The organism is Hydrogenophaga sp., from assembly GCF_019264445.1.
GTDB lineage: Bacteria > Pseudomonadota > Gammaproteobacteria > Burkholderiales > Burkholderiaceae_C > Hydrogenophaga.
The window spans coordinates 123,486-135,645 of record NZ_JAHVAB010000081.1 but is presented as its reverse complement, the minus strand read 5'-3'; the positions used below and the strand labels follow the sequence as shown (position 1 = coordinate 135,645).

Sequence of the window (12,160 nt, the reverse complement as noted above, 5' to 3'; positions counted from 1 at the left end):
CATGGCACTGCCCGTGCGTTGCATCGCCCTCGCCGGCCCCACGGCGAGTGGCAAGAGTGCGGCCTCCATGGCCATTGCCGAGCGTTGGCCGGTGGAGATCATCAGCGTGGACTCGGCCCTGGTGTACCGGGGCATGGACATCGGCAGCGCCAAGCCCAGCGCCGCCGAACGCGCGCGGGTCCCGCACCACCTCATCGACATCCTTGACCCGCTGCAGAGCTACAGCGCCGCCGACTTCGTGCGTGACACCACCCGCCTGGTGGCCGAGATCCAGGCGCGCGGGCGCACCGCGCTGCTGGTGGGCGGCACCATGCTGTATTTCAAGGCCCTGCTCGTGGGCCTGGACGACATGCCACAGGCCGACACCGCCGTGCGCGAACGCATTGAGGTGCGGGCGCGCGAAGCGGGCTGGCCTGCGCTGCACGCCGAGCTCGCGCGGGTGGACCCCGCCACCGCCGCGCGCCTGCCGCCCAACGACGCGCAGCGCATCCAGCGCGCGCTCGAAGTGTTCGAGGTGTCGGGCAAACCCATCTCCAGCTTCCAGACCGGGCGCTCGCACAACCCGGACAGCCCACTCGCGCCCGAGCACCTGATCTCGCTGGAACCGCACGACCGCGCCTGGCTGCACGCGCGCATTGCGCAGCGCTTCGACGACATGCTCGCTGCGGGCTTCATCGACGAGGTGCGCAAGCTGCGCGCGCGCGGCGACCTCTGCACTGACCTGTCCTCCATGCGCTGCGTGGGCTACCGCCAGGCCTGGGACATGCTGGACGCCCACGGCGATGCGCTCACCCCCGCACACATGGCCGAGCTGCGCGACCTCGGCATTTTTGCCACGCGCCAGCTCGGCAAGCGCCAGCTCACCTGGCTGCGCTCCATGCCGCAGCGCCGCGTGATCGCCTGCGACGCACCCGACGCACTGGCTCAGGTGCTCAACACCGTGGAACAACTTCTGGGAGCACCCGCATGAGCCAGGCGGCACTGGTGGTGGAACAACTGGGCAAGCGCTACGGCAGCACCACCGTGTTCAGCGGCGTGAGCCTGAGCGTGGCGCCGGGTGAGTTTGTGGCCATCGTGGGCGAATCGGGCGTGGGCAAGTCCAGCCTGCTCAACTGCCTGGCCGCGCTGGACGACTGGAGCGAAGGCCGCATTCTTCACGCGGGCGTGGACCTGGGCACGCTGAACGAACCGCAGCGCGCGCACTGGCGCCGCGCCCACCTGGGCTTCGTGTTCCAGGCCTTTCACGTGTTGCCGCATCTGGACGTGGCGCAGAACGTCGGGCTGCCCCTGCTGCTGCTGGGCCGCCCCGATGCCGCGCGCGTGCAGGCCATGCTGGACGCGGTGGGCCTGGGTGACCTCGGTGCGCGGCTGCCTGCCGAGCTCTCCGGCGGCCAGCTGCAGCGCGTGGCGATTGCGCGCGCGCTGGTGCACCGCCCGGGCCTGCTGCTGGCCGACGAGCCCACCGGCAACCTGGACCCCACCACCGCCGCGCAGGTGATGGACGTGCTGCAGCAGCAGGCCACCGAGAGCGACGCGGCGCTGGTGCTGGTCACGCACTCCAGCGCCGCAGCGGCGCGGGCTCAGCGTGTGCTGCACCTCACCGCCAGCGGCCTGCAGGCGGCCTGAACGCCGCACGCTCAGCCTTTCAGAAACGTCTCGTGGTCGGGCGCAAAGCAGGCGTGCAGCGGCAGCAGCGCGCCACCCAGCGCCCGCGCATCGGAGCCCATGCCGCCCAGTTCCAGACGCGGCCGGTGCAGGCCCTCCCAGTCGTAGGCGGCCAGGGCGGCGCGGGTCTGCTCGCACAGCGCGCGCAGCAGGTCGGGGGCCACGGCGCCGTCCATCACCACCGCCTCCACATCGAGGAAAGCGGTGCCCGACACCACGCACTGCGCCAGCGCCAGCGCGGCGCGGCCGATCCACTCCTGGCTGTGCACCAGCCAGGGTGCCTGCAGCGCGCGCGCGTCGTAGGCGGCCATCGGGTCCAGGCCGTGCTCGCGGTAGCGCTGCTCCAGATCCCACAGTGACGCCTGGCTGATCAGCTGCGGCGGCAGCGCGCCACCCGCCTGCGCGACCTGCAGTGGCAGCGAGGCCACGGCTGCGGCGTTGCCATGAATGCCGCGGTGCAGGTGCGAGTTGAGCACCAGCCCACCGCCCACGAAGGTGTCCATGAACAGGTAGAGGAAGTTGCGCAGGTCTCGGCCGCGGCCCTGCAGCAGCTCGGCCACGCAGGCGGCCGAGGTGTCTTTGGCGAAGCTCACCGGAAGGTCGGTGAGCCGCTGCACTTCCGCGCCCAGGTCGATGTCGTTCCAGGCCTGGGACTGTTCGCTCGTGAGCCCCAGCATGCGGTGCCAGCCACCCAGCTGAAACGGCGCGGCCACGCCCACGCCCACCACGCGGTCCTGCAAGGGGCCGAGCTTCTTCAGGAGGCGGTTGAGGTTGGCCTTGATCGCCGGCAGCAACACCGGGATGTCGGGGAAGGCGTAGTCGAGAACGAGGCGCTCGCGCACCTGGCCGGTGAAATCGACCAGCAACCAGTCGGCGCTGCGGCGGCCGATCTTGATGCCGATGGCGAACGCGCCATCGGGGTGCAGGCCCAGCGGCACCGAGGGCTGGCCCACACGCCCGCGCACCGGGGCCTCGCGGCGCAGCAGCTGGTCTTCGTCCAGCCGCGCGGTGATCAGGCCAATGGTCTGCGCGGTGAGCCCGGTGAGGCGCGCGATGTCGGCTTTGGCCAGGCTGCCGTGCACGCGCAGCGCCTGCAGCACCACGCGTTCATTGAACTGGCGCATGCCCATCTGGTTGGAGCCGCGCGGGCGCAGGCGGGGCTGGTCGCCCGGTTCAACATCAGGGGTGGCTTCGGTGGCGGCTTCTGGGTTCACTGCGTCGGTTTCGGTGTCGGATCAGGAGCGCAAAGTGTCGCCGAGGACACCCTTGCGCAGAATGAAATTGCCCCAGGGCTGCAACTCGCCGGTCACCACGATGGCGTAGGCCTTTTTCACGCGCTCGTAAAAGGCGAAGCGCTCGACCGCTTCGGCCTGGCCTTCTTCCAGCCCTTCGGTGGCCAGCATCGCGAGCGCCTCGCGCTGCAAGGCCGAGCGGTACGGCGCTTCGGTGCCGCCGACCTGCATGTAGGCCACCGGCTGCGGCACATCGGCTGCGAGCGGCAACACGCTGGCCACGGCCTGCACGGTGCGCACCATGCCCACGCCGGGCAGGCGCAGCACGGGCTTGCCCGCGCCCAGGCTCATGGCGGTGAAGTTCGCATCGGCCAGCACCAGCGCGTCGTCGTGGCCCATCTCGGCCAGCAGCTTCAGCAGTTCGGGGCTGAGCAGGGGATCAATGCCTTTGAGCATGGTTACGCCAGCGCCTCTGCGGGGAGTTCTTCGGCCAGCTTCGCGCCGGTCATCACGGCCACGGTGTCGCTCATGCTGATCACCTTGGGGTTGACCACCGCCGCGCGCTTGCCCAGCCGTGCGATGTGGATGCGGTCGGCGATCTCGAACACGTGCGGCATGTTGTGGCTGATCAGGATCACCGGCAGGCCCTTGTCGCGCACGCGGCGGATGAGCTCGAGGACCATGTTGCCTTCCTTCACACCGAGTGCAGCGGTGGGCTCGTCCATGATCACGACGTGCTGCGCAAAGGCCGCCGCACGCGCCACCGCCACACACTGGCGCTGCCCGCCCGAGAGCGTCTCCACCGCCTGCGTCATGGAGCGGATGCCGACCTTGAGGTCGTTCATGCGCGCAATGCTTTCGGCCAGCATCTGCTTCTTGTCGATCATGTGCAGGAAGCGACCCATAAAGCCGGGGCGGCGGATCTCGCGGCCCAGGAACAGGTTCTCGGCGATGGTCATGGCGGGGGCCACGGCGAGGTCCTGGTAGACGGTTTCGATGCCGGCGCGGCGCGCATCGATCGGGCTCTTGAACTGGATGGGCTTGCCGTCCAGCAGGATCTGGCCTTCATCGGGAATGGTGGCGCCGGACAAGGCCTTGATGAGGCTCGATTTGCCGGCGCCGTTGTCACCGATGACCGCCAGGATTTCACCGGCCCGCAGCTCGAAATCGGCGCCGTCCAGCGCGGTCACCTGGCCGTAGCGCTTCACCAGGCCTTTGGCCTGAATGACCAAGGGTGCGTTCGGGTTCATCAGCGGACTCCCTTGCGAGACATCTGGTCGGTGGCCACGGCCAGGATGACCAGGATGCCGGTGACCAGAATTTGATAGACCGAGCTCACGCCCATGAGCGTGAGGCCATTGCGGAACACACCCACGATGAGCGCACCCACCAGCGTGCCGAGGATGATGCCGCGCCCGCCAAACAGGCTGGTGCCGCCCAGCACCACAGCGGTGATGGCATCGAGGTTTTCGGTTTGCCCGGCGTTGGGATCGCCCGCGCCGATGCGCGCCACGCTCAGCATGGACGCAAGGCCATAGAACACACCGGCCGCCACGTACACACCGAGCAGCACCTTGTCGGTGGAAATGCCCGTGAGGCGGGTGGCCTCGGGGCTGTTGCCCACCGCGTAGATGTGGCGCCCGGGCGCGGTCTCGCGCAGCGCAAACCAGGTCACGAGGTAAAGCGCCAGCATCAACACCACGCCGTAGAGCACGTTGGCGCCGCCGATGCGAAACGACTGCCCCAGCCAGTTCATGCCCTCGGGAATGTCGGTGATGGTTTGCGAGCCGCTGTAGAGCTGGGTGATGGCGAACGCGATGTTGAGCGTGCCCAGCGTGACGATGAAGGGCGGCAGCTTGGCCTTGGTCACGAGCAGGCCGTTGACCAGGCCAAACAGCGCGGTGGCGCCGATGCCCAGGGCAATCGCCACCGGCGCTGACAACCCGAAGTCGGCCGCCATCTTGGTCATGACGATGCTGCCCAGCGCCATGATCATCCCGCACGAGAGGTCGATGCCCGCGGTCAGGATGATCAGCGTCTGGCCGATGGCGATGGTGCCGACCACCATCACCTGCTGCAGGATCAGCGAGAAGTTCTGCAGCGTGAGGAAGCGGTCGCTCTGCGACGCAAAGAAGGCACAAGCCAGCAGCAGGGCAATGAAGGGCCCGAGCGTGCCCATGGGAGGTAGTTTGGCTTTCATGTCCGGGCCCCTGCGTTACTTGTTGCCCCAGCAGAGGTCCATGCCGGTCTTCACATCCTTGCTGTCCACGCCGGCCACCGGCCTGGCCGCGATCAGCGTCACGCCGGTGTCGGTGTAGCCACTCACCTTCTTGCCGGTCTTGGCGTATTCCACGCCCGCCGCCACACCCATGGCCGCCATGCGCAGCGGGTACTGCTGCGAGGTGGCGGCGATCACGCCGGCGCCCACGTCCTTGATGCCGGCACAACCGCCATCCACCGAGACGATGACCACGTCCTTTTCCTTGCCGGCGGCCTTGAGCGCCTTGTAGGCGCCCGCGGCGGCGGGCTCGTTGATCGTGTAGACCACGTTGATGCCCGGGTTCTTCTGCAGGCAGTTTTCCATGCCGGTCTGGCCTTTTGCCGCATCGCCAAAGCTGTCGGCCATGCACACCACCTCGGCGGGCTTGGCGAGGTCGTTGCTCTTGGCGTCGAGCGACTTCAGGCCGTAGCCCTGCAGAAAGCCGTTGTGGCGCTGCGCGCCGACCGGGTGGCCGGGGAACAGGTCCAGCGTGGCGATCACCGGGGCCTTGCCGCCAAGGGCGGCCTTGGCGTACTGGCCGATCAGCACGCCGGCCTTGTAGTTGTCGGTGGCAAACAGGCCATCCACCGCGCTCACCGGGTCGGTCGGGCTGTCAAGCGCGATCACCATCACGCCCTGCGCCTGCGCCCGCCGCACGGCCGGGATGATGGCCTTGGCATCGCTCGGCGCGAGCAGGATGGTCTTGGCGCCGGCGGCGATCATGTTTTCCATGGCGGTCACCTGCCCGGCGTTGTCGCCATCGGTCTTGCCCGAGGCCGTGAGCAGCTTGGCCCCGAGCTTTTTCGCCTCCGCGTCGGCGCCCTCTTTCATCTTCACGAAGAAGGGGTTGGAATCGGTCTTGGTGATCAGGCCAATCACGGGCTGCGCCATGGCCGCGCTGGCGGCCAGGGTCAGGGCGGAGGCGACGAAGAAGGATGCGGGGATGCGGTTCATGGCTTGTCTCCTGTAGGGCATTTCGGGAAGGCGGACATCGGGGCACAACGCAGCGTTCTTGGGGTTTTCACGAGGGTCGCTGCGCGGTGGTTGAACTATATTTCTCGGCAGGTTAATAAATCAAGTGGATTTAATTATGGTTTTCCCTAAGCACACGCCACCGCTCCAGATCGCCACCGCCGGCGAAGCCCTGATCGACATGATCGAAGAGGCCGACGGCCGACTGCGGCCCTGCGCGGGCGGCGCCGTTTACAACCTCACCCGGGCGCTGGGCCTGCAGGGTGTGGGCACGCTCTACCTCAACCCGCTCTCGCACGACCGCTTCGGCCGCGAACTCGCTGCGGGTCTGTTGCAAGCCGGTGTGGTGCAGGCGCGCGAAGCCGCCGTGCCCCAGCCCACTTCGCTTGCCGTGGTCGGGCTCGACGCGCAGGGCAAGGCGTCCTACAGCTTCTACCGCGACGGCGTGGCCGACCGCGAGGTGGACGCCGCCGGGCTCAAGGCCGCCTGCGCCGCCGCACCCACGCTGCGCGTGGTGGCCACGGGCTGCCTCGCGCTGGTGCCCGAGGACAGCCCGTGCTACCTGCCCTGGCTGCAGGCCCAGCGCGCGTCGGGCCTGCTGGTGGTGGTGGACGCCAACCTGCGCCCGGCCCTGGCGTCCGACATGGGTGCGTACCGCGAGAGCGTGTTGGCGGCCCTGCAGCAAGCCCACCTGATCAAGGCGAGCGACGACGACCTGCTGTTGCTCGCCCTCCAAGGCGGCGATGCGATGGCCCAGGCCCGCGACCTGCTCGCGCGCACCCAGGCCACCTGGCTGGCCCTCACGCTCGGCGCGCAGGGCGCCATGCTGCTGCACCGCGATGGGCGCGCCTGGCACGCCAGCGAAACCACACCGGTCAAGGTGGCGGACACCGTGGGCGCGGGCGACAGTTTTCTGGCGGGACTGCTGGTGGCCCTGCTGCAGCGCGCCACGCCGCATCCGCTCGGCACCGAAGACCCTATGCCCTTGACCGACGACGACGTGCGGCACCTGCTGGCCCATGCAGTGGCCAGCGCCAGCCTGTGCGTGATGCAGACCGGCTGTGTGCCGCCCAGCCTGGTGGAAGTCCAGACCCGACTGCGCGCAGCGCCGCCTTCGGTGCACACATGCTGATGCATCCCGCAGGTGCAAGGCGGGGTGCATCGGGTTAAGGTGATGCACCGGACATGCAGAAAGAACCCGGTTTGTAACTTGATTACAATAAAATCCAAAAACGCAAGTAACTAAATTAGATCATGACACCCTCGACGCCCGCATCCACCTCCACCGAGCCACTCGATCTGGTGATCTTCGGAGGTGCCGGTGATCTCTCCGTGCGCAAGCTGCTGCCCGCGCTCTACATGGCGCACCTGCACAACAACCTGCCCGAGGCCACGCGCATTCACGCACTGGGCCGCCAGCCCTGGGACCGCCAGGCCTTCAACGCCTTCGTGCACGACAAGGTGCGCGACTTCATCGATCCCCCGGCGCTGGAGCATGCCGCGTGGCTGGGCTTTCTGGCGCGCCTGAACTACGTGTGCATCGATGCCACCCAGGCCAGCGACTTTGACAAGCTCGCCAGCGCCCTGCAGCCGGGCTCGGACCGCGTGTACTACCTGGCCACCGCCCCCACGCTGTTCACCGGCATCTGCGCACACCTGCACGGCGCGGGGTTGATCGACCCGCGCTCACGCGTGGTGCTGGAAAAGCCGCTGGGCCACGACCTGGCCTCGGCACGCGCCATCAACGACGAGGTGGGCCGCTACTTCACCGAAGCGCAAACCTTCCGCATCGACCACTACCTGGGCAAGGAAACGGTGCAAAACCTCATGGTGCTGCGCTTTGGCAACATCATCTTCGAGCCCCTGTGGCGCAGCCCCTACATCAAGAGCGTGCAGATCACGGTGGCCGAGTCGGTGGGCGTGGGCAGCCGCGCCGGCTTCTACGACGGCACCGGCGCGCTGCGCGACATGGTGCAGAACCACCTGCTGCAGCTGCTGTGCATCGTGGCCATGGAGCCACCGGTCTCGCTCGACCCCGACGCCGTGCGCGACGAAAAGCTCAAGGTGCTGCGCTCGCTGCGCCCCATGACCGAGGCCGATGTGGCCCGCGACACGGTGCGCGGCCAGTACACAGCGGGTGCCTCCAACGGCGACAAGGCCGTGAGCTACCTGCAAGAAGACAACGTGCCTGCCGACAGCACCACCGAAACCTTTGTGGCGCTGCGCGCCCACATCAACAACTGGCGCTGGGCCAACGTGCCGATCTTCCTGCGCACGGGCAAGCGCATGGCCGAGCGCCGCTCGGAGATCGTCATCGAGTTCGCCGACCTGCCCTACACCATCTTCCCCGACGCACCGCGCCAGCCCGTCAACCGCCTGATGATCCGCCTGCAGCCCGAAGAACACGTGCAACTCCAGATGATGGCCAAGGAACCCGGCAGCGGCATGCGCCTGCGCCCGGTGAGCCTCGATCTGGACCTGGAGTCCGCCTTCAGCACGCGCCGCGCCGAAGCCTACGAACGCCTGCTGATGGACGTGATCAAGGGGCGCCTCACGCACTTCATGCGGCGCGACGAACTCGAAGCCGCGTGGACCTGGGTCGAACCCATCCTGGACGGCTGGCGCAACCTCAGCGAGAAGCCGCGCCCCTACACCGCTGGCAGCTGGGGGCCTGCGGCCTCCTCCGCCCTGATGGCGCGCGAAGGTTCGGCCTGGGTTGAAGAAGCCTGAGCACATGGACAAGCACACCGAGCCCCTTCCACCCGGCACGCTGCAGGTGCACCCCGCCGGCAGCACGGCGGAACTCGCACAGCAGCTGGCGCGCCACATTGCGCGGCGCCTGCGCGAGGCCATCACCACGCGCGGCCACGCGGTGCTCGCGGTCTCGGGGGGCAAGTCACCCGTGGCGATGTTCGAGCAGCTGCGCCAGCAGACCGTGGCGTGGTCGCACGTGAGCGTGCTGCTGGTGGACGAGCGCTGTGTCCCGCACGACCACGCCGACAGCAACACCGCCCTGGTGCGCACCCACCTGCTGCAAGGCGCCGCCGCAGCCGCTCACTTCGTGCCCTTCTTCGATCAGCTGCCTGCTTCGCTGGATGACCGCGCGCTGGAGGCACTGGCTGGCGCCGCCAACGAACGCCTGGCGGCCCAACCCTGGCCCATGGACGTGGCCGTGCTGGGCATGGGGGAAGACGGCCACACCGCCTCGATCTTCCCCGGCGCAGCGGGCCTGGCCCGTGCGCTGCATGGCAGCGGACCCGTGACCTGGCTGCGCCCCGGCCCGGCGTCGAACGCACCACATCCGCGCCTCACGCTCACCCTGCCAGCCCTGCTGGCCACACGCGAAATTGCCCTGTCGATCACCGGCGCCAGCAAGCTCGCCGTGTTCCAGCAGGCCCAACGCGCCGCGGACGAGAGCCTGCCCGTCTCGCTCGTGCTCAACCAACACCTCACGCCCGTCAGTGTCTGGCTGGCCTGACCGAGATCCCCACGATGACCACCCAAGCCCCACTCCACGCCACCATCGACCACGTCACCCGCCGCATCACCGAGCGCAGCGCCGGCACGCGCGCTGCCTACCTGGCCGCCACCGCCGCGCAACGCAAGGCGGGTACGCAGCGCTCCGGCATGGGCTGCGCCAACATGGCCCACACCACGGCCGCGCTGCCGCTGGCCGACAAACTCAAGATCCACGCCGAGCGTGCGCCACACATCGGCATCGTCACCGCCTACAACGACATGCTCTCGGCGCACCAGCCGTACGAGACCTACCCGCAAAAAATCCGCGACCACGCGCACACGCTGGGCGCCACCGCGCAGGTGGCCGGTGGCGTGCCCGCCATGTGCGACGGCGTCACGCAGGGTGCCGCCGGCATGGAGCTCTCGCTGTTCTCGCGCGACGTCATCGCGCTCTCGACCGCCGTGGCGCTCTCGCACAACGTGTTTGACGCCTCGCTCATGCTGGGCATCTGCGACAAGATCGTGCCGGGCCTCTTCATGGGCGCGCTGCAGTTCGGTCACCTGAGCACCGTGTTCGTGCCCGCCGGCCCCATGACCTCCGGCCTGTCCAACGACGCCAAGGCCAAGGTACGCCAGCAGTACGCACAAGGCCTGGTGGGCCGCGACGCACTGCTCGAATCGGAGGCACAGGCGTACCACAGCCCCGGCACCTGCACCTTCTACGGCACGGCCAACAGCAACCAGATGCTGATGGAAATCATGGGCCTGCACCTGCCAGGCGCCTCCTTCGTCAACCCCGGCACGCCGCTGCGCGATGCCCTCACGCTGGGCGCCGTCAAGCGCGCGGTGGCCAACACCGGGCGCACGGGTGAGCCCGCGCTGTGCCTGGCCGACATCGTCAACGAGAAAACGCTGGTCAACGGCATCATCGGCCTGCTCGCCACCGGTGGCTCGACCAACCACACGCTGCACCTGGTGGCCATGGCGCGCGCTGCCGGCGTGCTGATCGACTGGGACGACTTCGCCGAGCTCTCGCACGTGGTGCCGCTGCTGGCGCGCGTGTACCCCAACGGCAGCGCCGACGTGAACCACTTCCACGCCGCCGGGGGCATGGGCTTTCTCATGAAAGAACTGCTCGCCGCCGGCCTGCTGCACGCCGACGTGAACACCGTCATGGGCCCGGGCCTGGACGCCTACGCGCGCGAACCCTGGCTCGACAACGGCCAGCTCGCCTGGCGGCCGGTGCCGGCACTCAGCGGCGACCTGTCGGTGCTGCGCCCGGTGGACGCACCCTTCAGCGCCGACGGCGGGCTGCGCCTGCTGCAGGGCAACCTGGGCCGCAGCGTGGTGAAAGTCTCGGCCGTCAAGCCCGAGCACCGCGTGGTGCGCGCCCAGGCCGTGGTGGTCAGCGACCAGCAGGACCTGCTCGCCCTGTTCAACGCCGGGCAACTCGAACGCGACCTGATTGCCGTGGTGCGCTACCAGGGCCCGCGCGCCAACGGCATGCCCGAGCTGCACAAGCTCACGCCACCGCTGGCCGTGCTGCAGGACAAAGGCTTCAAGGTGGCGCTGGTGACCGACGGGCGCATGTCGGGCGCCTCGGGCAAGGTGCCCGCGGCCATCCACCTGAGCCCCGAGGCCCTGGCCAACGGCCCGATTGCGCGCGTGCGCGACGGCGACTGGATCACGCTGGACTGCGAGCGCGGCGTGCTCGAACTCGAGGTGGACGCCCACACCCTGGCCAGCCGCGAAGTGATCCACCCCGACCTGAGCGCCAACGAACACGGCACCGGGCGCGAACTGTTTGGCCTGTTCCGCCAGAACGCAGGCGCTGCCGAATGGGGCGCCTCACCGCTGTTTGGCCCGCTGGCGGTGGACCGCCCTGTGGCCATTGTTGAAACCGACCCTGTCTGAGCCCGACCCCATGACGACCACCTGTTTTTCCCACCCCAGCTTCACCTCCCGCGTCGTGCCCGTCATCGTCCTGAGCGACGAGGCGCAGGCGGCGCCACTGGCGCATGCGCTGCTTGAAGGCGGCATTGACGTGATGGAGATCACCCTGCGCTCCGGCGTGGCGCTGCGCGCCATCGAGGCCGTGGCGCGCGCCGTGCCCAAGATGCACCTGGGCGCAGGCACCGTGACCCGCGCGGCCGAGGTCGCACAGGTCATCAACGCCGGCGCGAAGTTCGCCCTGTCACCGGGCTGCACCGACGCGCTCGTGGAAGCCGTGCGCAAGGCCAACCTGCCCTTCATTCCCGGCGTGATGACGCCCGGCGAGGTGATGCGCGCCCGCGACCACGGGTTCACGCTCATGAAGCTGTTTCCGGCCTCGCAGGCCGGCGGCATCGGCATGCTCAAGGCGCTGGGGGCGCCGCTGCCCGACGTGCGCTTCTGCCCCACCGGCGGCGTGAGCACCGACAACCTGCGCGATTTCCTGGCGCTGCCCAACGTGGCCATGGCCGGCGGCTCCTGGCTCACGCCCTCCGATGCGCTGCGCCAGGGCGACTGGAAGCGCATCGCCCGGCTCGCCCGCGAAGCCAGCACCCTGTCGGCGGGCGTGTAAATTCTCGCC

Annotated in this window: 12 protein-coding genes; 7 read left to right on the top strand and 5 right to left on the bottom strand. The window is 68.8% G+C overall.

Annotation, left to right across the window (positions count from 1 at the left end):
• The first annotated feature begins 1 nt into the window (after position 1).
• Both miaA and KXJ60_RS18910 read left to right on the top strand, forming a co-directional pair.
• The gene (gene miaA, locus KXJ60_RS18915; protein WP_291131450.1) at positions 2-970 is read left to right on the top strand and encodes a tRNA (adenosine(37)-N6)-dimethylallyltransferase MiaA; all 969 of its coding nucleotides are present in this window, start codon (positions 2-4) and stop codon (positions 968-970) included.
• Complete coding sequence (locus KXJ60_RS18910) at positions 967-1,626, top strand: ABC transporter ATP-binding protein (protein WP_291131449.1); 660 nt, start codon at positions 967-969, stop codon at positions 1,624-1,626. Before miaA ends, KXJ60_RS18910 begins: the two co-directional genes overlap by 4 nt.
• 11 nt (positions 1,627-1,637) lie before the next feature.
• On the opposite strand, the gene KXJ60_RS18905 is transcribed toward KXJ60_RS18910, so the two are convergent.
• From KXJ60_RS18905 to KXJ60_RS18885, 5 genes are all read right to left on the bottom strand, one after another.
• Complete coding sequence (locus KXJ60_RS18905; RefSeq protein WP_291131535.1) at positions 1,638-2,795, bottom strand: ROK family transcriptional regulator; 1,158 nt, start codon at positions 2,793-2,795, stop codon at positions 1,638-1,640.
• Positions 2,796-2,900: 105 nt separating this feature from the next.
• Positions 2,901-3,353 carry an RbsD/FucU domain-containing protein gene (locus KXJ60_RS18900; protein ID WP_291131447.1) on the bottom strand — a complete coding sequence of 151 codons (453 nt, stop codon included), beginning with the start codon at positions 3,351-3,353 and terminating at the stop codon, positions 2,901-2,903.
• Positions 3,354-3,355: 2 nt separating this feature from the next.
• Entirely contained in the window at positions 3,356-4,147 is a 792-nt protein-coding gene (locus tag KXJ60_RS18895; RefSeq protein WP_291131446.1) for an ATP-binding cassette domain-containing protein, read from the bottom strand.
• Entirely contained in the window at positions 4,147-5,097 is a 951-nt protein-coding gene (locus KXJ60_RS18890) for an ABC transporter permease (protein ID WP_291131445.1), read from the bottom strand. The genes KXJ60_RS18895 and KXJ60_RS18890 overlap by 1 nt, the downstream gene beginning before the upstream one ends.
• 15 nt (positions 5,098-5,112) lie before the next feature.
• Positions 5,113-6,111 carry a sugar ABC transporter substrate-binding protein gene (locus KXJ60_RS18885; RefSeq protein ID WP_291131444.1) on the bottom strand — a complete coding sequence of 333 codons (999 nt, stop codon included), beginning with the start codon at positions 6,109-6,111 and terminating at the stop codon, positions 5,113-5,115.
• Positions 6,112-6,247: 136 nt separating this feature from the next.
• On the opposite strand from KXJ60_RS18885, the gene KXJ60_RS18880 reads away from it, so the two are divergent.
• The 5 genes from KXJ60_RS18880 (at position 6,248) to eda (ending at position 12,151) form a co-directional block, all read left to right on the top strand.
• Positions 6,248-7,261, top strand: a complete 1,014-nt coding sequence (locus KXJ60_RS18880) for a PfkB family carbohydrate kinase (RefSeq protein ID WP_291131441.1) — start codon at positions 6,248-6,250, stop codon at positions 7,259-7,261.
• Positions 7,262-7,383: 122 nt separating this feature from the next.
• Positions 7,384-8,859: a glucose-6-phosphate dehydrogenase gene (gene zwf, locus KXJ60_RS18875; RefSeq protein ID WP_291131440.1), complete on the top strand. Its 1,476-nt coding sequence runs from the start codon at positions 7,384-7,386 to the stop codon at positions 8,857-8,859.
• Positions 8,860-8,863: 4 nt separating this feature from the next.
• The gene (pgl, locus tag KXJ60_RS18870; protein ID WP_291131439.1) at positions 8,864-9,607 is read left to right on the top strand and encodes a 6-phosphogluconolactonase; all 744 of its coding nucleotides are present in this window, start codon (positions 8,864-8,866) and stop codon (positions 9,605-9,607) included.
• Positions 9,608-9,621: 14 nt separating this feature from the next.
• Positions 9,622-11,502: a phosphogluconate dehydratase gene (gene edd, locus KXJ60_RS18865; protein WP_291131437.1), complete on the top strand. Its 1,881-nt coding sequence runs from the start codon at positions 9,622-9,624 to the stop codon at positions 11,500-11,502.
• A gap of 10 nt (positions 11,503-11,512) precedes the next feature.
• Positions 11,513-12,151 (top strand): bifunctional 4-hydroxy-2-oxoglutarate aldolase/2-dehydro-3-deoxy-phosphogluconate aldolase, encoded by a 639-nt coding sequence (gene eda, locus KXJ60_RS18860; RefSeq protein ID WP_291131435.1) that lies wholly within the window; start codon positions 11,513-11,515, stop codon positions 12,149-12,151.
• The last annotated feature ends 9 nt before the right edge of the window (positions 12,152-12,160 follow it).